Origin of the sequence: Shinella lacus, from assembly GCF_010994755.1 — a bacterium.
GTDB classification, from domain to species: Bacteria; Pseudomonadota; Alphaproteobacteria; order Rhizobiales; family Rhizobiaceae; genus Shinella; species Shinella lacus.
The window spans coordinates 31,043-57,593 of record NZ_WHSB02000003.1 but is presented as its reverse complement, the minus strand read 5'-3'; the positions used below and the strand labels follow the sequence as shown (position 1 = coordinate 57,593).

Annotated in this window: 25 protein-coding genes; 5 read left to right on the top strand and 20 right to left on the bottom strand. The window is 65.0% G+C overall.

The genetic code is table 11. The annotated features are described in order from the left end of the window. Positions 1-78: 78 nt before the first annotated feature. The 3 genes from lpdA to GB927_RS08390 are packed head-to-tail and all read right to left on the bottom strand — an operon-like array spanning position 79 to position 4,762. The gene (gene lpdA, locus GB927_RS08400) at positions 79-1,482 is read right to left on the bottom strand and encodes a dihydrolipoyl dehydrogenase (RefSeq protein ID WP_256116261.1); all 1,404 of its coding nucleotides are present in this window, start codon (positions 1,480-1,482) and stop codon (positions 79-81) included. Continuing rightward, positions 1,479-2,681 carry a dihydrolipoamide acetyltransferase family protein gene (locus GB927_RS08395; protein ID WP_256116260.1) on the bottom strand — a complete coding sequence of 401 codons (1,203 nt, stop codon included), beginning with the start codon at positions 2,679-2,681 and terminating at the stop codon, positions 1,479-1,481. The genes lpdA and GB927_RS08395 overlap by 4 nt, the downstream gene beginning before the upstream one ends. Positions 2,682-2,683: 2 nt before the next feature. After that, a complete protein-coding gene (locus tag GB927_RS08390) occupies positions 2,684-4,762 on the bottom strand; it encodes an alpha-ketoacid dehydrogenase subunit alpha/beta (protein ID WP_256116259.1) in 2,079 nt (692 codons plus the stop codon). A 120-nt stretch (positions 4,763-4,882) separates the two neighbouring features. Here GB927_RS08390 and GB927_RS08385 point away from each other — a divergent pair, with 120 nt between their 5' ends. Further along, positions 4,883-5,350 carry an Lrp/AsnC family transcriptional regulator gene (locus tag GB927_RS08385; RefSeq protein WP_256116258.1) on the top strand — a complete coding sequence of 156 codons (468 nt, stop codon included), beginning with the start codon at positions 4,883-4,885 and terminating at the stop codon, positions 5,348-5,350. Between the two features lie 5 nt (positions 5,351-5,355). On the opposite strand, the gene GB927_RS08380 is transcribed toward GB927_RS08385, so the two are convergent. Continuing rightward, complete coding sequence (locus tag GB927_RS08380) at positions 5,356-6,261, bottom strand: DMT family transporter (protein WP_256116257.1); 906 nt, start codon at positions 6,259-6,261, stop codon at positions 5,356-5,358. A gap of 151 nt (positions 6,262-6,412) precedes the next feature. Between GB927_RS08380 and GB927_RS08375 the strand changes: the two genes are divergently transcribed. Further along, a complete protein-coding gene (locus GB927_RS08375) occupies positions 6,413-8,197 on the top strand; it encodes an IlvD/Edd family dehydratase (protein WP_256116255.1) in 1,785 nt (594 codons plus the stop codon). A gap of 75 nt (positions 8,198-8,272) precedes the next feature. Continuing rightward, complete coding sequence (locus GB927_RS08370; RefSeq protein WP_256116253.1) at positions 8,273-8,542, top strand: hypothetical protein; 270 nt, start codon at positions 8,273-8,275, stop codon at positions 8,540-8,542. Here the strand turns inward: GB927_RS08370 and GB927_RS08365 are convergent. The 7 genes from GB927_RS08365 to GB927_RS08330 all read right to left on the bottom strand — a co-directional run bounded on the left by GB927_RS08365 (position 8,510) and on the right by GB927_RS08330 (position 15,705). Then, complete coding sequence (locus GB927_RS08365; RefSeq protein WP_256116252.1) at positions 8,510-9,388, bottom strand: DMT family transporter; 879 nt, start codon at positions 9,386-9,388, stop codon at positions 8,510-8,512. The two genes, GB927_RS08370 and GB927_RS08365, sit on opposite strands and share 33 nt — an antisense overlap. A 146-nt stretch (positions 9,389-9,534) precedes the next feature. Next, the gene (locus GB927_RS08360) at positions 9,535-10,968 is read right to left on the bottom strand and encodes an aldehyde dehydrogenase family protein (protein ID WP_256116251.1); all 1,434 of its coding nucleotides are present in this window, start codon (positions 10,966-10,968) and stop codon (positions 9,535-9,537) included. A gap of 12 nt (positions 10,969-10,980) precedes the next feature. Next, positions 10,981-11,709 (bottom strand): MBL fold metallo-hydrolase, encoded by a 729-nt coding sequence (locus GB927_RS08355; RefSeq protein WP_256116250.1) that lies wholly within the window; start codon positions 11,707-11,709, stop codon positions 10,981-10,983. Further along, positions 11,710-12,801 (bottom strand): ABC transporter ATP-binding protein, encoded by a 1,092-nt coding sequence (locus GB927_RS34380; protein WP_369431631.1) that lies wholly within the window; start codon positions 12,799-12,801, stop codon positions 11,710-11,712. It lies immediately after the preceding gene. Beyond that, positions 12,798-13,580, bottom strand: coding sequence for an ABC transporter permease (locus GB927_RS08340; RefSeq protein WP_256116248.1), 783 nt, complete (start codon positions 13,578-13,580; stop codon positions 12,798-12,800). Before GB927_RS08340 ends, GB927_RS34380 begins: the two co-directional genes overlap by 4 nt. 1 nt (position 13,581) lies before the next feature. Next, on the bottom strand, positions 13,582-14,445 hold the full coding sequence (locus GB927_RS08335; protein WP_256116247.1) for an ABC transporter permease: 864 nt from the start codon (positions 14,443-14,445) through the stop codon (positions 13,582-13,584). Positions 14,446-14,628: 183 nt separating this feature from the next. Continuing rightward, on the bottom strand, positions 14,629-15,705 hold the full coding sequence (locus GB927_RS08330; RefSeq protein WP_256116246.1) for an ABC transporter substrate-binding protein: 1,077 nt from the start codon (positions 15,703-15,705) through the stop codon (positions 14,629-14,631). Between the two features lie 130 nt (positions 15,706-15,835). Here GB927_RS08330 and GB927_RS08325 point away from each other — a divergent pair, with 130 nt between their 5' ends. Beyond that, positions 15,836-16,462 (top strand): TetR/AcrR family transcriptional regulator, encoded by a 627-nt coding sequence (locus GB927_RS08325; RefSeq protein WP_256116245.1) that lies wholly within the window; start codon positions 15,836-15,838, stop codon positions 16,460-16,462. A 16-nt stretch (positions 16,463-16,478) separates the two neighbouring features. Then, a complete protein-coding gene (locus GB927_RS08320; protein WP_256116244.1) occupies positions 16,479-16,871 on the top strand; it encodes a YybH family protein in 393 nt (130 codons plus the stop codon). A 1-nt stretch (position 16,872) separates the two neighbouring features. Here the strand turns inward: GB927_RS08320 and cueR are convergent, their stop codons facing one another. The 9 genes from cueR to GB927_RS08275 all read right to left on the bottom strand — a co-directional run bounded on the left by cueR (position 16,873) and on the right by GB927_RS08275 (position 26,485). Beyond that, positions 16,873-17,283: a Cu(I)-responsive transcriptional regulator gene (cueR, locus tag GB927_RS08315; RefSeq protein ID WP_256116243.1), complete on the bottom strand. Its 411-nt coding sequence runs from the start codon at positions 17,281-17,283 to the stop codon at positions 16,873-16,875. After that, positions 17,280-19,769: a heavy metal translocating P-type ATPase gene (locus GB927_RS08310; protein WP_256116242.1), complete on the bottom strand. Its 2,490-nt coding sequence runs from the start codon at positions 19,767-19,769 to the stop codon at positions 17,280-17,282. Before GB927_RS08310 ends, cueR begins: the two co-directional genes overlap by 4 nt. 74 nt (positions 19,770-19,843) lie before the next feature. Further along, a complete protein-coding gene (locus GB927_RS08305; RefSeq protein WP_256116241.1) occupies positions 19,844-20,050 on the bottom strand; it encodes a heavy-metal-associated domain-containing protein in 207 nt (68 codons plus the stop codon). A 73-nt stretch (positions 20,051-20,123) separates the two neighbouring features. Next, positions 20,124-20,759 carry a dihydroxyacetone kinase subunit DhaL gene (gene dhaL / locus GB927_RS08300; RefSeq protein WP_256116240.1) on the bottom strand — a complete coding sequence of 212 codons (636 nt, stop codon included), beginning with the start codon at positions 20,757-20,759 and terminating at the stop codon, positions 20,124-20,126. 21 nt (positions 20,760-20,780) lie between these two features. Further along, positions 20,781-22,874 (bottom strand): bifunctional sugar-binding transcriptional regulator/dihydroxyacetone kinase subunit DhaK, encoded by a 2,094-nt coding sequence (locus tag GB927_RS08295; protein ID WP_256116239.1) that lies wholly within the window; start codon positions 22,872-22,874, stop codon positions 20,781-20,783. A gap of 131 nt (positions 22,875-23,005) precedes the next feature. Continuing rightward, entirely contained in the window at positions 23,006-23,647 is a 642-nt protein-coding gene (dhaL, locus tag GB927_RS08290; RefSeq protein WP_256116238.1) for a dihydroxyacetone kinase subunit DhaL, read from the bottom strand. Positions 23,648-23,661: 14 nt separating this feature from the next. Beyond that, positions 23,662-24,654, bottom strand: a complete 993-nt coding sequence (locus GB927_RS08285) for a dihydroxyacetone kinase subunit DhaK (RefSeq protein WP_256116236.1) — start codon at positions 24,652-24,654, stop codon at positions 23,662-23,664. An 11-nt stretch (positions 24,655-24,665) separates the two neighbouring features. Continuing rightward, positions 24,666-25,439, bottom strand: coding sequence for an SDR family oxidoreductase (locus GB927_RS08280; protein WP_256116235.1), 774 nt, complete (start codon positions 25,437-25,439; stop codon positions 24,666-24,668). Positions 25,440-25,498: 59 nt separating this feature from the next. Continuing rightward, positions 25,499-26,485 carry a substrate-binding domain-containing protein gene (locus GB927_RS08275; protein ID WP_256116234.1) on the bottom strand — a complete coding sequence of 329 codons (987 nt, stop codon included), beginning with the start codon at positions 26,483-26,485 and terminating at the stop codon, positions 25,499-25,501. Positions 26,486-26,551 lie beyond the last annotated feature (66 nt).

Here is a 26,551-nt window from a genome sequence, read left to right as displayed (position 1 = left end):
TCGCGGTCACCATGCCGCCAGGCTGGGGCCGCCACACTCCGATCCTTGCTTTCAAATCCGATGGAAGACCACCCGATTTCAAATATGGATGGCGGCACCGGTAAAGGCGAGGGCGGCTTCCTTGATGGCCTCGCTGTGCGTCGGGTGCGCGTGGCAGGTATAGGCGATGTCCTCCGCCGTTGCGCCGAACTCCATCGCCTGCGCGATCTGCGCGACCATCGTGCCTGCCACCGCGCCGATAAGATGGGCGCCGAGCAGGATGCCGGTCTTCTCCTCGGCCAGCAGTTTCACGAAACCCTCAGTGTTGCCATTTGCCTTGGCGCGGCTGTTGGCGAGCATCGGGAAGGTCGAGGCGCAGTAGGCGATGCCCTCGGCCTTCAGTGCCTGTTCGGTCTTGCCGACGGCGGCAACTTCCGGATCGGTATAGACCACGGCCGGGATGATGGCGTGGTTGACGATGCCGGGCTTGCCGGCGAGCCGTTCGGCAACCGCAATGCCCTCGTCCTCCGCACGGTGCGCCAACATGGGGCCACGCGTCACGTCGCCGATTGCGTGGATGCCCTCGACGCCCGTCCAGCCGCGATGATCGACCGGCACGAAGCCGCCGTCATCGGGGGTGATTCCGACGGACTCCAGACCGAGATCGCCGGTGTTCGGCTTGCGACCGGTGGCAATGAGCACGACATCCGCCGCCAATTCCGACGTGCCGCCATCGGCGGCCCGAACGGCGAGGGTCGCGCCGTCGCTCCCGGTGTCAACGCCGGTGACGGCGGTCGAGGCGAGGATCGTCATGCCCTGCCGGGTCAGGAGCTTCGTCATCGCCGTGCGGATATCTTCATCCATGCCGGGCAGGATGCGCTCGGCATATTCGACGACCGTAACCTTGGCGCCGAGACGGCGCCAAACGGAGCCGAGTTCGAGGCCGATGACGCCGCCGCCGATGACGACGAGCCGTTCCGGCACGCGGGAGAGGGACAGCGCGCCGGTCGAATCGACGACGATGCCGGCCGCATTGTCCACCGTCACGCTGGCAAGTGTTGCCGGTTGCGAGCCGGTGGCGATCACGATGGATTTTGCGCCGACCGTCTTGCTCGCGATCTCCACGCGGCCCGGTCCGGCAAAGCGCGCCCGGCCGGCAAGACGGGTCACGCCGTTCTTGCGGAACAGGAAGTCGATGCCCTTGGTGAGCGAGGCGACGGTCGTGTCCTTGCGCGCCATCAGTTTGGCGAGATCGACGGAGACAGGGCCTGTGTCGATGCCGAAGCCGGCCATGTGGCCGTCGCGGGCGGCTTCGAGCAGGTGTGTGGCGTGCAGCAAGGTTTTCGAGGGGATGCAGCCGACATTGAGGCAGGTACCGCCGAGCGTCGGCCGCTCCTCGACGCAGGCCGTCTTCAGGCCGAGTTGCGCGGCGCGGATGGCGCAGGCATAGCCGCCAGGACCGCCGCCGATCACCAGCAGATCATAGGCATGGGAAGCGGTCATTGCGGCCAGCTTTCGAGCGTTTCGACGAAGCGGGTCAGCCAGGTGTTGGTCTGGTGGCCGTCAAGCGAACGGTGGTCGATGGTGAGCGAGACATAGGCCATGGGGCGGATCTGGATCGTGTCGACGCCGTCCACCTCCCGCACCACGACCCGCTTTTCCAGCTTGCCGATGCCGAGGATCGCCGATTGCGGCTGGTTGATAATGATCGGCGTGGCGACCAGCGAACCCGAAACGCCATGGTTGGAGATGGTGAAGGTGCCGCCGCGCATGTCGGCCGGCGTCAGCGCTTTCGCCCGCGCGCGGGCGGTGAGATCCTGTAGGCGCGTGGCGATGCCGGAGAGCGAGAGGTTTTGTGCCTCGCGGATGACCGGCACGACGAGGCCGTCGTCACCCAGCGCGGTGCCGATGCCGATGTTCACATCCTCGAAAACCTCCAGGCGATCGTCGAACCAGCGGCTGTTGACCGCCGGCACGGCCTTCATCGCGGCAACGCAGGCCGCGACGATATAGGCCGTGTAGGAGAGCGCCACGCCGGAAGCGGCAAACGCGGCCTTGTTCTTCTCGCGATGGCACATCACGGCGCTGAAATCAGCCTCGAACACCGCGGTGACATGCGGCGCCGTTGAGACGGACATCTGCATGTGCTCGGCAATGGCGAGCCGCATGGGCGAGTGTTTGATCGAGCGGGAGCGCAGGTCGCCGCTCGGCTTTTCCGCCTGCGGCGTTGGCGTTCTGGCGGGTTGCAGCGCAGGCGTCGCAAGGGCCGCCTCATGCGCGGCATCCATGTCGGCGCGCGTCACGCGCCCGCCCTTGCCGGAGCCCGTCACTGTCGCGGGGTCGATGCCGTATTCCTCGGCCGCGCGCCGCACCGCCGGAGAATGGTGCACCGCTTCCGACACTGCCGGCGCGGTCTCCTGCGTGGCGGCTGGTGCAGCCGCCAAGCGCGCCTCCGCGGAACCCGCAAGCTTGATCCGGCCGAGCACCGCACCGGGCTCCGTCTTTTCGCCGGTCTGCATGAGGATTTCGTGCAGGATGCCGGTGATGGGCGCGGGAATTTCTTGGGTCACCTTGTCGGTTTCGAGCTCGACGAGCGGATCGTCGAGCGCCACCGTCTCGCCCACGGCCTTGAGCCAGTTGCGCACGACCGCCTTGGTGCCTTCCTGTTCCTCAGGGGCAAGAACATCAATCAGATCGGCCATACTCAGAACTCCAGCAGCGCGTCGATCTTGGCGCGGATTTTCCCGACCGAGGGCACCGCCCAGTCGAGCAGCACCGGATTGTGAGGGCTCGGTATGTCCGGCATGGTGAGCCGCGAGACCGGCGCGTCGAGGTCCATGAAGGCCTCGTCGGCCACCACGGCCGAGATTTCCGCGCCAAAACCGGCGGTGCCGAGATCCTCGTGCACGATGAGGCAGCGCCGGGTGCGGCGCACGGAGGATAGAACCGCCTCCCTGTCCCAGGGCATCAGCGTGCGCAGGTCGATGACATCGGCCGAAATGCCATCCGCGGCCTCCTCGCAGCGATGCACCATCGCGCCCCAGGTGACGAGCGTGATCCTGTCGCCCCGGCGCGTGAGGCTCGCCTTGCCGAAAGGCAGGGAATAATCGTCACCGGGATAGGGACGGCGTGCCCAGGCGTGGTCCAGCATGGCGCGGTGTTCGAAGAAGATCACCGGATCGTTGCCGCGAAGGCTGGTGCGCAGCAGGCCGACGGCATCGGCCGCATTGGACGGCACCGCGACTTTCCAGCCGGGCTGGTGCACGAAGGCGACCTCGTTCGTCTGGCTGTGCCAGGGGTCGCCGCATTTGAAATAACCGCCCGGCATGCGCAGCACCATGGGTGCCGCAAATCGGTTGTTGGTGCGCCAGCGGATCGTGCCGCAATCGTTGATCTGCTCGGTGGCGGGCTCGGCATATTTGCGGAACTGGATTTCCGGCACAGGCATCAGGCCGGCAAGCGCCATGCCGACAGCCCGGCCGACAATGCCTTCCTCCGAAAGCGAGGTATCGAACACCCGCTCGCTGCCGAACTTTTCCTGAAGCCCGAGGGTCACAGCATGCACGCCGCCCTTCGGCCCGATATCCTCACCGAACAGCACGACGCGCTCGTTGATCGACAGTTCATGGTCGAGCGTGCGGCGGATGGCGGTGACCATGTTGATGCGCTGGCCGTCCGCCTGCACCGTGGCGACTGTCTCCGGCGCCCTATAGCCGTGGCGGATCTGCCCGCCCATCACCTGCACCTCGCCATCGAAGAAGACGTGCCGGGTCACCGTCTCGGGGACGGCGGTCGGGCGCGCTTCGGCTGCGATGCGCGCCGTCTCCGCCGCCTGCCGTGCATCCTCGTCCGCGGCATTCCACTCCGCCTCGCTCAGCACGGCGGGCACGATATAGCCCTTCAGGCGCGGCAGCGGATCGCGCGCCCATTCGCTGCGCACCGTCTCCTCGTTCTTGTACGCCTGGGTATCCTGGAAACTGTGGCCTTGCAGGCGCGGCACGGTGAGACGCAGCAGGACAGGGCCACGGCTGCGGCGCACATGCTCCACCGCATCGCCGGTGAGGCGCGCGGCGGCCGCGGGATCGGTGCCGTCGCCTTCGAAAATCGTCAGGTTCTTCCAGCCGGAAAGGTTGGCGGCGATGTTGCCGCCGGGTGTCTGGATGGTAGAGGGGACCGAGATGCCGTAGCCGTTGTCCTCGATGTAGAAGAGCATCGGCAGGGTCTGGGTCGTAGCAATCGTCAGCGCCGACCAGAACCCGTTCGAGGCGACCGAGCCATCGCCGCCGAGCACCACGGCGATGCTCTCGCGGTACTCCGCCTTGCCCAGCACGTCGGCATAATATTTGACTGCCTGCGCCCAGCCGGCCGTCGGCGTATATTGCGCGCCGACGCCGCCGCACATGGGGAGCGCCGACGCGCCATCGAGGTTCGGATAGTTGAAGACGACGCCGATGTCGCGCCCATCGGAATAGCCGCCCGCGCGCCCCATCGCGGAGCCCAGCGCATCTAGGGGATCGACGCCGAGCGAGAGCAGCAGCGGCCGCGAGCGATAATAGCCGCAGGTCACATCGTGCCGGTCGGTCAGGTGGCTGCCGAGCATGATCTGCGCCATGTCGTGGCCGCGGGCGGAGAACTGGTAGAGTACCTTCTTCTCCGGCACGAGGCGGGTTTCCTCCATCTCGTCAAGCGCGCGCGACAGGTGCATCAGATAGGTAATGCGTTTCCAGTCGACGGTTTCATCCGGCGCGTTTCGGGCGATGGGTTTGAGAGCGGCCTGTGCCATGATTTCCTCCCGCATGTGCATGGATGGAAAGTGTAGGCCGCGGCGGGCGAAAAAGCGTTTCAAACAGCGCGCAGTTTGCGGTACAAATGAAACGTCCGTATCTTATTTCTGGGTTTTACGATGAATTCCATTCAACTTGACGCCATCGACAGGAGAATCCTGAAGGTCCTGCAGCGACGCGGCGATATCAGCCATGCGGCGCTCGCCGAGGAAGTGGGTGCCTCAAGCGCCTCCTGCTGGCGGCGGATCAAGGCGCTGGAGGAGGCGGGCGTTCTCGGCCCCACCGTCCGCCTGCTCGATCCGGACCGCATCGGCCGTGGCCTCAACGTCTTCTGCCAGGTGCGCATGAAGTCGCATGACCCCATCGCGCGGCGGGATTTCGAGCGCTTCGTGCAGACGCATGAGGAGGTGCTGGAATGTTATTCCATGTCCGGCGAATGGGATTACCTGATCCGCGTCGTCGTCAAGGACGTCCGGGATTACGAGCAGCTTCTCATGCAGGCGATCCTGACCCACGAGGCGGTCGCGAACTCGTCTTCGCATTTCGCGCTGAAGAGCGTGAAATACACCACCGAACTGCCGCTTTGACGGTCTCAGCCGCGAGCGCGGCGCTTGAGCTGCTGCTCGCGGAAGAAGATGAAGAGGCCGGAAGCGACGATGAAGCCGGCGCCGATCAGCATGGCCGGGCGGGGCAGATCGCCGAAGAAAATCCATCCGAAGATGACGGCCCAGAGCAGCAGCGTATATTGCAGCGGCACGACGGTCGCGGCATCCGCCAGCTTCAGCGAGCGGTTGACCAGCATGTGCGCGCTCATCGCGACGATGCCGAGCAGGCTCAACAGGCCGAGGCCGGCGCCGCTGACCGGCGCCCAGCCGGACGGATCGGCGAGACACCAGACGCCCGCGAAGATCACCGCCGCCCCCATCTGCCAGAAGACGAGCGTTGTATCGGGCGCGGCGCGCAGCGACCGGCCGAGCACCATGGCCACGCTGAAGGCAAGGCTGCCGGCAAGCGCGATAAGGGCGGGCAGCGTAAACGTGTCCTTCGACGGCTCCAGCGCGATGACCACGCCGACGAAGCCGATGATGATGGCCGTCCAGCGCCGCCAGCCGACCTTTTCGCGAAGCAGGAGAGGCGACAGCGCCGCCACGTAGATCGGCGCGGCAAGCCAGTAGGTCATGGCATCCGCGAGCGGCATGTAGGCGACGGCGAAGTAGAAGGCGGATGCCTCGAACGCATAGAGCGCAGAGCGCAGGAAATGCAGTTTCGGGCGGTCGACATCGATCAGCTGTCGCCATCCCGTGCGCCACAGGAAGGGCGTCAGCACCAGCATTGCGGCGGCGCTGCGGATCAGCATGAGCTGGCTGACGGAATAGGTGGCCACCAGCCATTTGCCCAGCACGTCGTTCAGCGAAAACATGGCCATGCCGAGCAGCATCAGCATCACGCCAAGGCGGGCGGTGCCGGAGGCGGGCGAGGAAGCGGTGATATCGGTCATGGCGGAAACTCGGATCTCGGGATGGGAGGGCTGTGACACATTCCACGGGGCCGATCCAGTCAGCAATTTTGATAGCTGCATCAAGCATCTGTTGATCCCGAACGAGAGGGATGGAACAGTGCGGGTGGATATTGTTTACAAGGGTCATTTCATGACGGACGAAAAGACAGGCAAGCGCCGGCTGCGATCGCAGGACTGGTTCGACAACCGCGACCATATCGATATGGCCGCCATCTACCTCGAACGCTTCATGAACTACGGCATCACGCCGGAAGAGCTGCGCTCCGGCAAGCCGGTGATCGGCATTGCGCAGAGCGGCAGCGACCTGACGCCGTGCAACCGCCATCACGTCGACCTCGCCAAGCGAGTGCGCGACGGCATCCGCGATGCGGGTGGCATCCCCATCGAATTCCCGACGCATCCGATCTTCGAGAATTGCAAGCGGCCGACCGCGGCGCTCGACCGCAACCTTGCCTATCTCGGCCTCGTCGAAATCCTCTACGGCTATCCGCTCGACGGCGTCGTGCTGACCACCGGCTGCGACAAGACCACGCCGTCTGCGCTGATGGCAGCCTCGACAGTCGATATTCCGGCGATCGTGCTCTCCGGCGGGCCGATGCTCGACGGCTGGCATGAGGGTGACCTCGCCGGCTCCGGCACCGTCATCTGGCGCTCGCGCCGCAAGCTTGCAGCCGGCACGATGGACGAGGAGGAGTTCTTGCAGGCCGCGATGGATTCCGCGCCCTCCATCGGCCATTGCAACACGATGGGCACCGCCTCGACGATGAATGCGCTGGCCGAAGCGCTCGGCATGTCGCTGACGGGCTGCGCCGCCATTCCCGCCGCCTATCGCGAGCGCGGCCAGATGGCCTATCGCACCGGCCGTCGTGCGGTGGAGCTCGTGCTGGAGGACATCCGCCCCTCGCACATTCTCTCGCGCGAAGCTTTCCTCAACGCGATCCGCGTCAATTCGGCAATCGGCGGCTCGACCAATGCGCAGCCGCATCTGATGGCGATGGCGAAACATGCAGGCGTCGAGCTGAAGCCGGAGGACTGGCAGGTGCACGGCTACGACATCCCGCTGCTCGCCGACGTGCAGCCGGCCGGGCGTTTCCTCGGCGAGCGCTTTCACCGGGCAGGCGGCGTGCCGGCGATCATGAGCGAGTTGCTGGATGCCGGGAAGCTCCATGGAGGCTGTCCCACCGTCACGGGGCGCACTGTTGCGGAAAATCTGGAAGGGCGTGCGGCAAGTGACCGCGAGGTCATCCGGCCCTATGGCGAACCGCTTAAAGAGCGGGCGGGCTTCCTCGTTCTCAAGGGCAACCTGTTCGATTTCGCCATCATGAAGACCTCGGTGATCTCGCCGGAGTTCCGCGCGCGTTATCTGAGCGAGCCGGGTCGGGAAGGCACGTTCGAGGGTAAGGCCGTCGTCTTCGACGGTTCGGAGGATTACCACAGGCGCATCAACGATCCTGCGCTGGGCATCGACGAGCGCACCATCCTCGTCATCCGCGGTGCGGGGCCGCTCGGCTGGCCGGGCTCGGCCGAGGTCGTCAACATGCAGCCGCCGGATCATCTGCTGAAACGCGGCATCACCAGCCTGCCGACGATCGGCGACGGGCGCCAGTCCGGCACCGCCGACAGCCCGTCGATCCTCAACGCCTCACCGGAAAGTGCGGCCGGCGGCGGGCTTGCGTGGCTTCGCACCGGGGACGTGATCCGCATCGATCTCGAAAACGGGCGCTGCGACATGTTGGTGGAGGCGTCGGAAATCGAGCGCCGCAAGGCTGATGGCATTCCGCCGGTGCCTGCAGACGCGACGCCGTGGCAACGGCTCTACCGCAAGACGGTCACCCAGCTTTCGGACGGTGCGGTCATCGAGGGGGCCGCCGATTTCCGCGAAATCGCCAAAACGCCGCCGCGGCATAACCACTGATCAGCCCGGCGGAATATTGCGCGGCATCCAGCCGTCTTCTTTGAAGGAGCATGGCCACGTCAATGGAGGTGCAGCATGAAGAACGGCAAGGTATGGGGCTGGGTGATGATCGTCGCCGGCGCCTGGTGGCTGGCTTCCGGCCTGCTGATGAACGACATGGGCGGCCTTGCGAGCCTCGGCTACAATCCCGACGCACCGTTGAGCTTCGGCCTCGCGCCGGGCCGCTTCCTGTTCGGGATCGCCATCAACGGCCTGATCCTGTTTTCCGGCATACGGGCCGTCATGCAGGCAAAACAGGCGGAAGGCCAGACTTCAACCCCGCCGGGCGACCAGAATCCCGGCTAGCACGATGACGCCGCCCACCGCCTGCATGATGCCGACGGGCTCGGCGAGCAGGAACCATGCGAGGATGGCGGCGACCACTGGCTGCAGGAGCAGCGTCAGCGACGAGAAGGCCGTCGGTAGATAGGCGAGCGCGTAGGTCACGAGACCCTGCCCGCCGACATGGCTGATGAAGGCAAGGCCGACAACCATCGCCCAGCCGAAGAGGGTGATTGGCAACATGCTGCCCTCGAAGAAGAAGGCGATCGGCAACATGCAGACGGCAGCCGAAAACGTCGTCCAGACCATGATGCGCAGCGTCGAGAAACGCGAGCGGACATGGCCGAGCGCCAGCATGTAGCAGGCGTAGAAGATGGCGGCGACGATGGCGGTCGCATCGCCCGCAAGCTGCCCGCCGCCGATTGCCGCCGGCCCACCCTTCAGCACGATGACGCCGACCAGCGCCAGCGCAAGCCCCGCCAGGAAGATCGGCGTAATGCGCGTGCGAAAGATCAGCCAGGAGCCGAGTGTCACGAAGACGGGCGCCAGATTGGCCAGCAGCGTCGCATTGGCGACGGAGGTCATGTGCAGCGACAGATGCCAGGCCACGAGATCGATGGCCAAGAAGATGCCGGGCAGCAGAAGCACGACATAGTCGCGCAGTCCGGCCGGCTCTTCATCCGCTTCCCTGGCGATGCGCGAGATCAGGAAGAACGGCAGCAGCGCCAGAGAGACCCGCCAGAATGCCGTTGCCAGAGGTCCGACTTCCGAGAGGCGGACGAAAATCGGCGAGCCGCCGATGGCAGCGCCCCCGATCAGAAGGGCTGCAAGCGCGAGGCGGCGATGGGTGGAGACGGCAATCGAGGACAAGGCGGTGGTCCGGGCATCAGGATGCCAGCGAGCTATCAGACTGCACCGGGTTGAACCAGACGGGCGCCGCTAATTTAGCGGAAAACTTTGCGTCCATGAAAAAGCGGCGCCCTTTCGAGCGCCGCCTTCGGATTTATCTGGCTGGATTACGCTGCATCCGGCCGGTGAACCGTCTTCACCTCAAGAAAATCCTCAAGGCCGAAGATGCCGCCTTCGCGGCCGTTGCCGGACTGCTTGTAGCCGCCGAAGGGGCTGCCGTAGCGGTGCGGGCCGCCGTTGATGTGCACCATGCCGGCGCGAAGCCGCGACGCGACGCGCTCGGCGCGGTCCGGGTTGCCGGTCTGGAGATAGGCGGCAAGGCCGTAGGCCGTGTCGTTGGCAATCGCGATCGCTTCCTCTTCGGTGTCGAAGGGAATGATCGACAGGACCGGGCCGAACACCTCTTCGCGGGCGATGCGCATCTCGTTGTTGACGTCGGCAAAGATCGTCGGCTTGACGAAATAGCCGGTCTCGAAACCCTCCGGCTTGCCGGGGCCGCCAACCAGAACGCGTGCGCCTTCGGCGACACCCGCCTCGATCAGCGCCTGCACGCGGCCGAACTGGATGTGCGAGACGAGCGGACCGATGTGTTCGCCTGCTTCCTCCGGATTGCCGACCTTGGCTTCCTTGCCGGTTCGCTCGGCGATCTCGACGACCTTGTCATAGACCGAACGCTCGACGAGCATGCGGGTCGGCGCGTCGCAGGACTGGCCGGAATTGTTGAAGCATTCGCGCACGCTGCCGGCGACGCGATCTTCGAGGTCCGCATCGGCGAAGACGATGTTCGGCGACTTGCCGCCGAGTTCCAGCGTCACGCGCTTGACCGTCTCGGCCGCATCCTTGCTGACGGCGATGCCGGCGCGGGTGGAGCCGGTGAAGGACATCATATCGACGTCCTTGTGCTTGGAAAGCGCCGCGCCGCATTCGAGGCCATCGCCGTTGACGAGGTTGAACGTGCCCGCCGGGAAGCCGGCCTCATGCACCATCTCCGCATAGAGCAGCGCGTTGAGCGGCGTGAATTCGGACGGCTTCAGCACGCAGGTGCTGCCGGTCGCAAGCGCGGGGACGACCTTGAGCGCGATCTGGTTGATCGGCCAGTTCCACGGCGTGATGAGGCCGGCGACGCCGATTGGCTCACGGCGCACGACGTCGCCGTTCGGCAGCACTTCGCGGCCCTTCAGGCGCTTCAGGCCTTCGATGAAGCCCTGGAGGTGGCCGACGCCGACATCCGCCTGCTGTTCGGTGCTCATGGTGATCGGCGCGCCGAGTTCGAGCGTGATGGTGTGTGCCATCTCCTCATAGCGGCGCTTGTAAATGTCGAGCAGCTTTTCAAGCAGCGCAAGGCGCTCTTCCACGTTGGTCTGGCTGTAGGTCGCAAAGGCCTTCTTGGCGGCAGCGACGGCGCGGTCGATATCGGCGGCGGTGCCCATGGAGATGACCGCGATCGGCTTTTCCGTCGCCGGGTTGATCACCGAAAGGTCATTGGGCTTCAGCGGATCGACCCACTGGCCGTCGATGTAGAATTTGCGCTTGTCGAGCATGTTTTTCTCCCGTCACTTCTGTTTTTCATCAAGCCAGCCCTTGATGAGCTGGCGGTAGCGGTCTCCGCCGAAACTTGGAAAATGGCCGCCATGCACCAGCCGCACGGGCAGGGTCAGGAGCCGTTCCATCGAGGCGATGTAATCCCCCAAGTCGGAATGGTAGGTGTCCTCGATCAGCGGGCCATCGTAGACGATGTCGCCCGAGAAGAGAATTTCGGTTGCCTTTTCGTAGAGCGCAATACCCCCTGGGGAGTGTCCAGGCGTGTGAATGACCTCGAACTGCCGGTCGCCGAGGTCGATCACGTCGCCGTCCTCCAAGATGCGCGTCGCGGGCGCCCGCTTCACCGCGTAACATTTCGAGCAATAGGGCTCCGGCGGCAGGGCGTCGAAGATGTCATCCGTTACGTAAGGGTCGGCGAGCGTGTTTTCCCGCGTCGGATTGGCGAGCAGATCGGCCTCGGCGGAATGCACGGCGCGGCACTCGAATTCGTGGTGGCAGCCGATATGGTCGAAATGAGTGTGGCTCGCCACCGCGATCAGCTCGCGCTCCGTGACAACGGGCACCCATTCGCGTAGCGAAACAACGCCCATGCCGCTATCCACCAGCATGTCGCGGTCGCGCCCGCGTATGTGCCAGATGTTGCAGCGGTAGAATTCCTGGATGTAAGGCTCGGAAATATAGGTGACATCGTCGTCGAGGCGACGAACGCTGTACCAATCCTCCGGGCGGATGCGCTGCATTTACTCTACGACTCCCGCTCCGTCCTGAAGCACGACGATGCTATCCGCCTTTAGCCGAAGGTCAAGCTCGGCGCCGATTTGCGGATTGTCGGTCTGGGGAAGATGGGCGGTCAACGACGTGCCATCCGCCGCCACATGGCAGCGGTGGTGCGTGCCGAAGAAGGCACTGCCAGTGATGCGGCCGCGGCCGAGCGAGACGGTCGGCACATCCGTGTTCCCGTTGCGAAAATGCTCCGGGCGGATGCAGAGCGTGACATCGCGGCCCGTTGCCGCCAGGCCGGCAACGAAGGCGGAAGCGGGCAGGGCAACGCGGCCGAGGGCGGTTTCCACTTCCGCCTCGTTTGCCGCCGTGCCGCGCACCTTTGCCGGCAAAAAATTCGCCTCGCCCATGAAGCCGGCGGAAAACAGCGAGCGCGGACGCATGTAGATCGAGGCCGGCGTGCCGACATCCTCGATGCGGCCCTTGTTCATCACGACGATGCGGTCGGCAATCGCCATTGCCTCCTCCTGGTCGTGCGTGACATGCACGAAGGTGGTGCCGACACGCTTCTGGATCGCCTTCAATTCATCCTGCATCTGGCGGCGCAGTTTCAAGTCGAGCGCGCCAAGCGGCTCGTCGAGCAGCAGCACGTCCGGATCGACCGCCAGCGCGCGGGCGAGCGCCACGCGCTGCCGCTGGCCGCCGGAAAGCTCGTGCGGCTTCTTGGCGGAGGAGGCCCTGAGCCCGACGAGATCGAGCAGGGAGAACGCCTTCTCGTATCGCTCCGCCTTGCCCATGCCGCGCATGCGCAGCCCGAAGCCGACATTGTCGCGCAGGCACATATGCGGGAAGAGCGCATAGTCCTGGAACATGGTGGTGGTCGGGCGCTTTGCCGGCGAAACATGGGTCATGTCGTGCCCGCCGATCGAAACCGTGCCGGAAGTCGGTTCGATGAAGCCGCCGAGGATAGAGAGCAAGGTGGTCTTGCCGCAGCCGGAGGGGCCGAGCAGCACGATGAACTCGCCGGCAGCAATATCGAGCGACACGTCGTCGAGTGCCCGGAATGCGCCGAAGACCTTGGTGGCGTTGCGAATGGAAACGTCGGCGGTCATGAGGCTTTCTTTCTGAAGACGGTGAGTTCCATGACGACGAGGAACGCGACCGAGACGAGGAAGACGACGCTGCCGATGGCGTTTGTCCGGGGGTCGAGGCCGGAGCGCAGCATGCTCCATATCTCGACGGGCAGCGTCACGTCGAAGCGCGACAGCAAGAAGGCGACGATGAACTCGTCCCAGCTGAAGGTGACGGAGAGGAAGAAGGCAGCGAGGATCGACGGCAGCAACATGGGCGCGGTGATCAGCAGCATGACCTGCCAGTCCTTGGCGCCAAGATCGCGCGCCGCCCGCTCGATATTCACCTGATGCCCACCCATCGAGGCATAGATGATCGCGAAGCAGAGCGGCAGGTTGATCACCACATGGCCGATGCCGACGGTGACGAGCGAGAGCCTGAGGCCGGTGAGATTCAGCACCGAGAGCAGGCCGAGGCCGATGATCAGCGTGCTGACCGTCATCGGCGCGACGATGAGGCCGCGCAGGAGACCGGAGGCGGGCAGCGTGTAACGCGCGAAGGCATAGGCGGCGAGGAAGCCGAGCACGCAGGCGACGGCCGATGAAACGATCGCGACGATCAGCGAATTGCCGAGCGCGGCCATCAGCTTGCCATCGGAAAAGATCGCCTCGTACCAGCGCAGCGTCAGCCCGTTCAGCGGTGGCACCGGTAGGGTGCCGTCCTGGAAGGAGAAGAGCACCAGCACGACGACGGGCAGGAAGATGAAGAGGTAGATGAGGCCGGCATAGAGCGCGGCAAGGGCGGTGGTGAGGTGGCGCATGTTACGTCCTCTCCATCTTCAGCCAGCGGGCACAGGCGATATAGGCGAGCGTGACGACGACCATCAGCACCAGCGAGAGCGCGGCCGCCATCGGAAAATCCGCCCGCCTCCCGAGCTGCAGCATGATGACCTGCGGCAGCACCAGTTCGTTGTTGCCGCCGAGGATCTGCGGCGTGATGTAATCGCCGATGCAGAGCACGAAGGTCAAGAACGCGCCGACCATGATGCCGGGCAGCGTCAGCGGCAGAACGACGAACCAGAAGGTCTGGAAGGCGTTTGCGCCGAGATCGGCTGCGGCACGGCGATAGTTCGGCGAAAGCTGGATGAGATTGGCGTAGATCGTCAGCGTCAGCAGCATGACGAAAAAGTGCACGAAGCCGATGATCGTGCCGATGCGGTTGGCGGAGAGCTCCAGCGGTTCGGCGATGACGCCGAGCCAGAGCAGCGCCTGGTTGACGACGCCGCCCTTGGAGAGCACCAGCAGCCAGGAATAGGAGCGCACGACATAGGAGGTCCAGAAGGGCAGGATCGCCATGATGAGGGCGAAACGCTGCCACTTCTTCGGCACGCGCTCGGCGATGATCCAGGCGAGCGGATAGGCAAGCAGGATGGAGATGACGGTGACGGCCGCGGTAATCTCCAGCGAGACCACCAAGCCCTTGAAGAGATGGGCCTTCTCGAAGAAGGCGACATAATTGTCGAGCGTCCACGTCGCGACGATCTCGCGCCCCTGCCGCGTCCAGAAACTGATCGCCGCCATATAGGCGAAGGGCACGAGAAAGAAGAACCCCGTCCAGAGCAGCGCCGGAAGGGCAAAGGCCCAGGCCTTGCGGCGTTCCGCGCGCTCATAGGCAGTGGCGGTCATGGGGTCGGTCCTCGTCAGTGCTTGGAGCTTGGATCCTCGGGTCAAGCCCGAGGATGACGAAAGAAGAGAAGTGGGGCGACGCAGAAACGGCATCGCATGCCGAGCCGTTCGATAGGGCAGGCTCACACCCTCCCCACCGTCATCCTCGGGCTTGACCCGAGGATCCACGCATCCCCCAAAACCTTACTGCTGCAACATCTCCGTCCAGACATCCTGCATCGCCGCATCCATGTCGGCGTCGGCGACCGGATAAAGCTGCGAGTTCTTCAAATACTCCGGCTGCTTGTCCCAGCGCAGCGCCGCCTTCTGCGGGTCGGTGAGATGCTCGCCCGCCTTGGCATTGGCCGGCATCGCCCAGTAGCAGGACGAGGTGGCAAGTCGCGCCTGGCCCTCGGGGCTGACGATGTACTGCACGAATTTCAGCGCGAGATCCTGCTTTTCGGAGTCCTTGAAGACGCCGATCGACTGCGCCCAGCGCAGCGCCCCCTGCTTGGGGATCGTCCAGTCGAGATTCGGCTTTTCGCCGGAAAGACCGGCCGTCAGCCACTCGCCGCCACCGACGACGATGTCCACTTCGCCGGTCGCAAGGGCCGTCTGCGAGGCGACGACGTCGCTCACCTGGCGGGCGACCTTCTTCATCTCGAAGAGCTTTTCCTTGATCGCCGGCAGGTCTTCCTGCTTGAGATCGGCGGTCTTCTTGCCGATGCCGACACCGGTCAGGCCGACCATCGGCAGGTAATAATCATAGAGCGCGATGCGGCCCTTGTACTTGTCCGACCAGATGACGGAGAGGTCGTCCATGTCGGCGGGATCGACCTTCGTCTTGTCGAAGGAAATGGTGTTGTAGCCGAATTTTTCGGTAACGGCGTAGACCTTGCCGTCCTTGGTCGTCGTCTCTTCCATGCGCACTTCCGGGAAGAGATCGCCGAGCGGCAGCTTGTCGGCCGGCATTTCGCTAAGAATGTCCATGTCGATGGCGCGCGGCACGTCGACGGCGTCGATCACCAGCACGTCCCAGTCACCGGGGCGGGACTGCTCGATGATCGAGATCGCGGCACCCGTGCCCTCATATTCCTTGAGGTTGACCTTGACGTTGTTGGCCTTTTCGAAGGGCTCGACCAGTGCCGGATCGGTGTGGTCGCACCAGACGAGCGCGTTCAGCTCGTCCTGCGCCTGCGCGCCGGCGGGAGCGAGAACCAACACGGCTGCGGTGGCAAGAAGCATGCGGCGGGAGAACCCGCTGGAAACGGTTTTCGTCATCATCTTTCCCTCTGGCTGAAGGCTTTTGGCCCAGGCGAATGGCACTCATTCCGGTGCCTTGAGAAAAAGATTGAACGAATTCATTTTTTAAGTCAATCTCATTTTTGAGGAGATTCCAACGGAGGATTCCATGGCTGGATTGCGTGCAAAACAGAAGGCGGACAAGACCCGCCGCATCCTTGAAGCCGCGACCACGCTGTTCCGCGAGCAGGGGTATGACAGCGCCCGCATCGAGGACATTGCCGAGATGGCGGAGGTCTCCGTCGGCACGCTCTACAACTACTACCAGAACAAGGGCGACATCCTCGTCGCCACCGTCGCGATGGAAGTGACGGAGGTGCTGGAGGGCGGTGCGCGCATCGTCGCCAATCCGCCGCTGAACGTCGCGGAAGCGCTGCGCACGCTGATCGACCAATATTACGACCACTCGCTCTATTACCTCTCCAAGGAGATGTGGCGCACCGCCATGGCGATCTCCATCCAGCAGCCGGAAACACCGCTGTCGCGGCGCTATACCGAGCTGGACGGACAACTTTGCGCCCAGGTCGTGCGACTCGTCGAGACGCTGAAGGCGCGCGGCGTGATTCAGGCCGGCGTCGACGCCAAGGCCATGGGCGAAGTTTTCTTCAACAATCTCAACATGATGTTCATCGAGTTCTGCAAGGTCGATGCCATGCCGCTTGAAGAGCTGAAGGCGCGCGTGAACGCCCAGCACGAGCCCATCGCCGCCCTCATCAGCAGCATCAAGATCGTCTGAGCCGCAGGTAAATGCCATGACCGACACGGAATCCGCCGTCCTCACCGCCGCCGATACCCTGGTGAGCGCCTTCGCCCGGCATGACCGCGCGGCCTATTTTGCTGCCTTCGCGCCGGAGGCGACCTTCCTGTTCTACAATCTCGACCGCACGCTCGACGACCGCGCCGCCTATGAAGCGGAATGGGCGCTGTGGGAAACGCGCGACGGCTTTCGCGTGCTCGGCTGCCGTTCGACGGACCGCAAAGTCCGGCTCGTCGGCGACGTGGCGATCTTCACCCATGCCGTTGAGACCGACGTTTCGGTGGGCGGCGAAACCGTGACGAACAACGAGCGCGAGACGATTGTCTTTTCGCGCGATCCCGCCGGCCGCTGGCTCGCCGTGCACGAGCATCTTTCCGCCGCCGCCTGATCTAGCAGCACGCCTCCTCGGCCTTGCCGCTCGCCAACTGTTCGAGGATCGGACAGTCCGGCCGGTCGTCGCCGTGGCAATGGGCCGAAAGGTGTTCCAGCGTGTGCACCATCTCCTGCAGCAAGCGCATCTTTTCCTTCATCTCGTCGACATGCTGGTTGGCGATGCGCTTCACGTCGCCGGAGGCGCGCGCGCGGTCCTGCCAGAGCGCCAGCAGGTCGCGGATCTGGGCGATGGAAAAGCCGAGGTCGCGCGCCCGCCGAATGAAGGAGAGCGTCGAAAGGTCCTTCGGCCCATAGGTGCGGTAGCCGGCGCCGGTACGCCCGGCCTCACGGATAAGGCCGATCGATTCGTAGTGCCGGATCATCTTGGCGGAGACGCCCGTCGCCTCCGCCGCTTCGCCGATATTCATGCCTGGTCTCCCTTGCGGAATGCGAGACGGAAACGCTTGAGCCGCAGCGCGTTCGACACCACGAACACGCTGGAAAGCGCCATGGCGCCGGCCGCGAGCGCCGGTGAAAGCTGGATGCCGAAGGCCGGATAGAGCAGGCCGGCAGCGACCGGGACCAGCGCGACATTGTAGCCGAAGGCCCAGAACAGGTTCTGGCGGATATTGCGCATCGTCGCCCGCGACAGCGCGATGCCGACGGCGACGCCCCGCATGTCGCCCGCCATCAGCACCACGTCGGCGCTCTCGATGGCGACATCCGTGCCCGTGCCGATGGCGATACCGGTATCGGCCGCGGCAAGCGCCGGCGCGTCGTTGATGCCGTCGCCGACGAAGGCGACCTTCTTCGCGCCGCCCGCCGAAAGCGCGCGCACCGCCGCGACCTTGCCATCCGGCAGCACTTCCGCCAGCACCCGGTCGATACCGAGCTTTTCCGCCACGGCCTCGGCGGTCCGGCGGTTATCGCCGGTGATCATCGCCACTTCAATCCCGAGCGCCTTCAGCGCGGCAATCGCCTCCTTCGTTGTCGGCTTCACCGGATCGGTGACCGCAAAGAGCGCCGCCAGCCGGCCGTCGATGGCGGCATAGAGCGGCGAGGCACCCTCGGCGGCGAGCCGGTCGGCGTGGCGTGCGAAGGGCGAGACATCGAGGCCGCGCGCCTGCATGAAGCCGACGGAGCCTGCCTCCACCCTGCGGCCGGAAACCTCCGCCGAAATGCCCTGGCCGGAGCTCGCCACGAAGCCGGTTGCCGCCGGTAAGTCGATGCCCTCCGCGACCGCCGCTTCATGGATGGCAGCGGCGATCGGGTGCTCGGAATGCACTTCCGCCGCAGCGACCAGCGACAGCACCTCGTCGCGCGCAAAGCCATCCGCCGGCACGATCTCCGTCAGCGTCGGATGGCCGAGCGTCAGCGTGCCGGTCTTGTCGACGGCGACGATGTCGGTGCCTTCCAGCGTCTGAAGCGCGGTGCCCTGGCGGAAGAGAACGCCGAGTTCCGCCGCGCGGCCCGTCCCGGTAATGATGGAAGTGGGCGTCGCAAGTCCCATGGCGCAGGGGCAGGCGATGATGAGCACGGCGACGGCATTGACCAGGGCGTGGGCGAGCGCCGGGCTCGGGCCGAACACCAGCCAGAGACCGAAGGTTACGAGGGCGACGGCGATGACGGCCGGCACGAACCATTGCGTGACGCGATCCACCAGCGCCTGGATCGGCAGCTTTGCCGCCTGCGCATCCTCCACCATACGGATAATCTGCGAGAGCACCGTGTCTGCGCCGACGCGGGTGGCGCGGAAGGTCAGCGAGCCGGTCGTGTTGACCGTGCCGCCGGTGACGAGGTCGCCGGCCTGGCGCGCGACGGGCATCGGCTCACCCGTGATCATCGACTCGTCGATATAGGAACTGCCCTCCGTCACCTCACCATCGACCGGCACCTTTTCGCCGGGACGCACCAAAACGATATCGCCCGGCACGACGCTTTCGAGAGCCACGTCCTCCGCTTTTCCAGCGCGCAGCACGCGGGCGGATTTGGCGCGCAGGCCGGCAAGATGGCGGATCGCTTCGCCGGTGCGGCCCTTGGCGCGCGCCTCCAGGTAGCGCCCGGCGAGGATGAGCGTCACGATGACGGCGGCGGCCTCGAAATAGACGTTCGCCGTGCCGCCCGGAAGCAGGCCCGGCGCGAAGGTCGCGACGGTGGAGAAACTCCAGGCGGCGAGCGTGCCGATGACGACGAGAGAATTCATGTCCGGCGCCAGCCGCGCGAGCGCCGGAATGCCCTTGCGGAAGAAGCGCAGGCCGGGACCGGCCAGCACCAGCGTCGCCAGCATGAACTGGATGATCCGGCTCGTCTGCATGCCGAGCGTCTCGTGGATGTAGTGCCCGAAGGACGGGAAGGCATGCGCGCCCATTTCCATCACGAAAAGCGGCGCCGTCAGCAGCGCGGCGATCACCAGATCGCGCCGCAGGATTTTTGCCTCGGCCGCGCGGCGGTCGTCCTCGGCGGGTGTCGCGGCGGTCTCGCGGATGGCCTTGTAGCCGGTGCGTTCGATCGCAGCGGAAAGATCCTCGAAACTTGCGGCACCCTTGACGAGGCGGACGCGGGCACGTTCCTGCGCGAGGTTGGCGGTCGCCTCGATCACGCCTGGCACGGCTTTCAGCGCCTTTTCGACCCGGCCGATGCAGGAGGCACAGGTCATGCCGTCGACGGGGAACTCAATGACCTCTTCCGTAACGCCGTAACCCGCCTTGCGCACCGCTTCCGCCACGGCCGCCACGTCGGGCACACCGTCGAAGGTCACGTCGGCTTTTTCCGTCGCGAGGTTGACGGCGGCGCCGGCGACGCCCGGCACCGTTTCGATGGCCTTCTCGACGCGGCGCACACAGGACGCGCAGGTCATGTCGGAGATGGAGAGTTTTACGGTCCGGCGGTCTGCCGGCGGTGTGGTGGTGAGCATGGTGCACCTTTCATCCTGTTTCGGATAGATCGTGCACCTTCCCATCATGTCAAGGTCAAGCGGCTTTTTGCCACTCAGGCCGGCGAATAGCCTTCTGCCGCGATCACGGAGGCGACGGCGGCCCGGTCACCGGCATTTTCGATCGAAACGCGCTTGCTGGCGAGGTCGATATCGACCTTGGCACCCGGATAGGCGGCGATAACCGCGCCGGTGATGGTCTTTGCGCAATGGCCGCAGGTCATGTCCGGGACGGTGAAGGCGAGGGTGGTGCTGTTGTCCATGGGTATCTCCTGATGTTTGGCCAGCAGGATGCCGCCTTCCCCCATGGGAAGGTCAAGCCCCAAGTTTTGCGCGCTAAAGCGTTTCTGCCATGGCCCGCACGAGGGCGGCTGCGGAGGCGGCGCCAGGATCGAGATGACCGAGCGAGCGCTCGCGCACGCGGGCGGCGCGGCCCTTGGTGGCGACCATGGTGGCAGTCGCGGCCGCGCCATTGTCGGCAGCGATCGTCACCGCTTTCCAGAAATCCTGTTTCGACCGGCCATCGGCGACCGCGGTCGCAGCAGCCTCCGCCGCGGGCAGCCAGACGTCGAGCATGGTCTTGTCGCCGCGCTGCGCCTTGCCGCGATCGCGGATGCCTTCGGAGAAGGCGGCCAGCATGTCGCGGCAGGCGGCAAGGTCGAGTTCCTTGCGGCCGGCGAGCGCTTGCGCGGCGCGGCGCAAACCGGTGGCGTAGAGCGGGCCGGTGGAGGCACCGACGGCATCGAGGAAACCGGTCGCGGCCGTCTGCATCACCTCGGACGGGCTCGCCGTGTCGAGATCGAGCGCGGCGAGCGCCTTGTTCACCGCCTTGAAGCCGAGCGACATGGTGATACCGTGGTCGCCGTCGCCGATCGCACCGTCCAGCTCGGAAAGATGATCCTTCTCCGCCTCGATCGCCTCGGCCATGCGCCCGAACATCCTGGCGAGAGCCCGCGCCGCGCTTTCCGACATGTCTTCCTCCACTAAGGCATTTCAGGGCGTGTTGACGGTCAAGATCGACGACCGGCATGGGTGGTGCATGAGATCAGTCAGCTGCCGGTCGAGATGCAGGATCGAGATGGAGGCGCCGACCATGTCGAGCGAGGTGCAATAGTGCCCCACCCAGCTCGCCTCGATCGTGATGTTCTTGGCGGAAAGCCGCTGCTCCACCCGGCGAAACAGGATGTAGAGTTCCATCAGCGGCGTGGCACCGAAGGAATTGACCAGCACCGCCACGCGGTCGCCAGACTCGGCCTTCATCTCCTTGAAGATGTTGTCCATGATTGTGTCGACGATCTCGTCCGCCGTGCGGATGCGCTCGCGCGAGACGCCTGGCTCGCCATGGATGCCCATGCCGAGCTCCATGTCGTCCGGGCCGATCTCGAAATTGTGCCGCCGCGTCTGCGGCATGGAGCAGGATTCGAGCGCTACGCCCACCGTGAAGGTGCGGTCGTTGGCCTTGCGGGTGACGGCCTCGCATTCGTCGAGCGTCAAGCCGCGGTCGCAGGCCGCACCCGCCACCTTGAAGACGAAGAAATTGCCGGCGACGCCGCGGCGTCCCTCCTTGTCCTCGACCGGCGAAGAGGCGATATCGTCGGTCGTCAGAACCGTGCGGATGGGAATGCCTTGTTCCTCGGCAAGCTCCGCGGCCATCTCGAAATTCATCACATCGCCGGCATAGTTGCCGTAGACGAAGAGCACGCCGGCACCACCGGAGGCCGCGACCGCGCATTTGACGATCGGGTCGGGCGGCGGCGAGGAGAAGATGTTTCCGATCGCCACCGCGTCGGCGAGACCCTTACCGACATAGCCGACAAAGCAGGGTTCGTGGCCCGCGCCGCCGCCGATGACGAGGCCGACCTTGCCGGGGCGCGGGCCGTCGCGGGCGACGAGCGCCCGGCGCGAGCCGGCGACCGGTTCCAGATAGGGCTTGTGCGCGGCGATCAGGCCGTCCAGCATTTCCTCGACCACATCGTTGGGATTGTTGAGAAATTTCTTGACGTGACTGCGGTAGCTGTTGGCGACCGGTACGCTCTTCTGGCGTTGCGAGAGTTTTCCGTCGAGGCTCGTCACGCCATCGGCGCGCAGGATGCCAGCGCCCGTGGCGGCGTCCGTCACCAGCACGTTGACGTAACCACCGCGAAGGGCCGCGAGCAGGGCCGGCACCTTGTCGAACCCGCCGGCGACGGCGACGCGGGTGCCGATGCCACGCAGCATTTCCAGCGAGATGCCGATCGTACGATCATCGAGGGGGCCGGCGACGGGGCGGCCGCGTTCGTCGATGAAGCGCCCGGCGAGAACGCCCGCGGCACCCTTGGCGAGATAGTGCTGCAGGGGCACGGATTCGAAGAAGCCGCTGGTGTGGATCGTCGAGTTGGGGCGCAGCGACGAGATGCCGAAGACGATGCGGTTGGCGCGGGCGAGCGTGTCGAACTGTTCGCGGATCAGCGGCTCGGCGAGCAGCATGCGGTGCATTTCGCCCGAGGCGACGACGGCGGGCGCCGTGATGTTGACGCAGCGCGCCGCAATCGCGCGGGCGACGGCGGCCGTGGTGAGTTCCGGCGTATAGGCGAAGCTTGCAGTCGTACCGCCCGTCGCCTGTACGACGGTAACGTCCTGCAAAGGCCCCATCTCCAGATGTTCGCCGACCGACAGGATGGTGCGGCCCCAGGCGACGGCGAGCGTGTCGCCGGACTTGATCATCTTGGCGAGCGCCTGCGCACCGGCCGCTCCCAGCCTGCCGATCAGCGGACGAGAATCGTCGTCGTTCGGCACGACGAGGCAGTCGGAAAGGCCGAAATGGCGCTTGAGCTCCTGCGCGATGGTGAGGGAGGCGAGCCGGGCGGGCTCGATCGAGATGTTGACGATGCCCTTTTCGCGGGCGTCGGCGAGGTAGCTGTTGACGGTGGCGCGCGACACGCCCATCGCCTCGGCAATCTCGCCCTGCGTCATGCCGTCTTCATAATAGAGCCAGCAGGCCCAGACATAGGGGTCGTCGCCGTAGCGCAGCGGGATCGAATCCACGCCTTCCGGCCCGTTCACCCGGCCGATGCCGCCCTTGCGCGGCGAGGAAGTCTTCAATGCCATCGGTTTCGCCGGTCCCCCTTTTGGCGGCGAACATGGGAGCAACGCCGCCGGTTTGCAACCGGAATCGAAAAAAGGCGGCGCGCGGCCCGCCCGGGAGGAAACGGGCCGCGCATCCTGGGAGGACCCTTTGCTCAGGCGAGACGCGCGCGCGCGCCGTCGGACAGTTCCTTCAGGATGATCGCGCAGGAGGTGGCTCCCGCATCGAGCACGCCGAGCGAACGCTCGCCAAGGCGGCTGGCGCGGCCGATCTTGGCAACCAGGTTTATCGTCGAGTCGCGGCCGGTTTCCGCTGCGACGACCAGGGCCTCCAGCGCCTCGCCGAAGGATTTGCCCTCTGCTGTTGTCTTGTCGAAGGCCTCGATGGCCGGCACGAAGGTGTCGATCAGCGTCTTGTCGCCGACCTTGGCGAAGCCGATCGCCTGGATGCCGGCGAGACCGGCATGCAGCATCTTGCTGTAGGCCGCGGCGTCGATCTTTTCTGTGCCCTGGATCGTCTCGGCGAACTCTGTGAACATGACGCCGTAGAGCGGACCCATCGAGCCGCCGATTTCCGTCATCAGCACGGTGCCAAGTGTGTCGAGCGATTCGGCGAGCGCCACGTCCTTGCCCTTCAGCCGCTCGGCGGCCATGCCGAAACCCTTGGCCATGTTGACGCCGTGGTCGCCATCGCCGATCTTGCCGTCGATCTCGCTGAGATAGGCGCGGTTTTCCACGATCCGTTCGGCCATGGACAGCACGATGGCGCCAGAGGATGCATTGTCGAAGGTCTGCATGAGGTGTCCTCCCGTCACAGGATCATCGTGCAACGCGTCTCGACATCGAGCAGCGTTTTCAGGTCGTCGTCGAGCGCCATCACGGTCAGCGTCGCGCCGACCATTTCCAGCGAGGTGAAATAGTTGCCGATCCAGGTCTTGCGGATTTTCAGGCCACGAGCCGAAATCTCGCTCTCGATCGTGTCGTTGAGGATGTAGAGTTCGTTGAGCGGCGTCGCGCCAAGGCCGGAGACGAGGACCGCAACCTCGGTGCCCTCGGGCAGGTTGTGATCGTCGAGCACGATCTTCACCATGTCCTTGGCTACCTCTTCGGCCGTCTTCAGCTTTTCGACGCGCACGCCCGGTTCGCCGTGATGGCCGATGCCGACCTCCATCGTGCCGGGCTCGATCTGGAAATTCGGATGGCCGACGGCCGGCAGCGTGCAGGGGCCGAGGCCGACACCGATCGAGCGGCAATTGTCGATCGCCTTCTGGGCGGTGGCGCGCACCTCCTCAAGGCTGGCGCCCGTCGCGGCCTTGGCGCCGCCCATCTTCCACATGAAGATTTCGCCCGCCACGCCGCGGCGTTTTTCGCGCTCGGCGAGCGGTGCGGAGCAGACGTCGTCATTGGCGACGACTGTCGCGATCTCGATGCCGTCCTTGGCAGCTAGCTTGGTCGCCATCTTCACGTTCATATTGTCGCCGGCATAGTTGCCGTAGAGAACGACAACGCCCTTGCCGCCATCCGCCGCACGGATGGCATCGTGAAAGCTCTTGGCCGTGGGCGAGGAGAACAGCTCGCCGACAGCGACCGCATCGAGCATGTTCTTGCCGGTATAGCCGATGAAGGCCGGCTCATGGCCCGAGCCGCCTCCCGTCACCACGCCCACCTTGCCTGCAAACGGGGCGTCCTTTGCGACCACGACGCGCGGGTTTTCCGCCAGCCGCACGATATCCGAATGGGCCTTGACGAAACCCTTGACCGTATCCTCGACCACCAGATCCGGATCATTGATGAAACGCTGCATGGTAAGTCCTCTCACAGAATGGTGTAGCCGCCGTCGATGACGAGATCGGCGCCGTTGATCATGTCGGCGCCCGGCGAGGCCAGGAACACGGCGGCGGCGGCGATCTCTTCCGGGAAGGCGAAGCGGCCGGTCGGGATGCGCTTCTTGGCGGCCTCGCCCTTCTCGCCGGCCCAGGCCTTCTTGCCGAGTTCAGTCAGCACGATGGTGGGCGAAATGGTGTTGACGGTGATGCCGTGTTTGCCCCATTCGGCGGCAAACGTCTTCGACATGCCGATGACGCCGAACTTCGAGGCGCAATAGGCAACGTGTTCCTCGATCGCGACGGAGCCCGCCTGCGAGGCGAGATTGACAATCTTGCCGCCCTTGCCGACCGCGATCATGCGGCGGCCGACCGCCTGCGTGACGAGGAAGCTGCCCTTCAAATTGATGTCGATCGTCTTGTCCCACTGGGCGAGCGTCAGGTCTTCCGCCGGGGCAAGCGCCACGATGCCAGCGCTGTTGACCGCGATGTCGATGCCGCCAAAGGCCGCGACCACATCGTCGACGGCTTTCTGAACGGAGGCGGCATCCGCCACGTCGCAGACGAAGGGCTTTGCCGCGCCGCCAAGCTCTTCCGCCTTCGCCGTCGCGATATCGGCATTGATATCGAGCACGGCAACCTTTGCACCTTTGGACGCAAAAGCCGAGGCAATGGCCGCGCCGATGCCGGAGGCGCCGCCGGTGACGAGCGCGACCTTGCCGTCGAGCGGGAAGTTGAGGTCGATCTTGGGAGGGGTATCGGTCATCGGTCCAGCCTTCGTGTTCGGGAGAAACGGGGCGGCAGGGCCGCCCCGCGGATCATGTATTACTTGCGCATTTCCAGGAGCTTATCGACATTGTCGGCCGTGACCGGTGTCCACGGAACATTGTACTCCTTGTCCTTGCCGTCGTTGAACGGCATGTCCGGATACTGCGCCCAGATGTCGGATTGCGGCTTGTAGTCGCCCTTCCTGGCATGAAGGATCGCGAGGTCCAGGGCGCCCTGCGCCTGGGCGCGGGCATCCTGCAGGATCGAGGTGATCGTGCCTTCCTTGACGGCGGTCAGCGCATCCGTGATGCCATCGATGCCGGCAATGGCGAAGTCGCTCGTCTTCAGGCCGGCGGACTTGATCGCCTCGACCGCGCCGAGCGCCATCTCGTCGTTCTGGCCGATGACGCCGTTGATCTGGCCCGGATGGGACGTCAGCCAGTTCTCCATCAGCGTCTGGGCTTCAGCGCGCGACCAGTTGGCGGTCTGCTGTTCCAGCACCTTCACGTCCGGGCACTCGGCGAGCGCCTTCTGGTTGCCTTCGAGGCGCGAGATCTGCGCCGACTGGCCAATCGGGCCTTCGATGATGACCACGTTGCCCTTGCAGCCGATCTTGTCGAGCACGGCCTTGGCTTCCATGTAGCCGGAGATCGTGTCGTCGGAACCGACATAGGCGGCGAGCAGGTCGGAGTTCACGCGGGTGTTGGAGCCGACGACCGGAATGCCGGCATCGGCGGCCGCCTGCACGGCGGTAGCGCCGGCTTCGATGTCGATCGGCACGAAGATGATCGCGTTGAACTTCTGAGTGATCATCGTGTTGAACTGTTCCTGCTGGACCAGCGCATCATAGCGGCCGTCGAAAACGGTGAGCTCGACTTCGCCGCTTTTCACGGCCGGGTGCTCTTCCAGCGCAGCGGACCAGATCTGCATGAATTCCGCGTTGAGGCCATAGGGCGCCGCGCCGATCTTCAGCTTCTCCTGGGCGATCGCGGACGAGGCGAAAAGCACCGTCGCGGACGCAAGGGCAATCATCAGTTTCTTCATGACATTCTCCTCCTTTGAGATTCCGGCTGCCGTCTGGCAAACCGTTTCGATGACGGGCGCAGGACG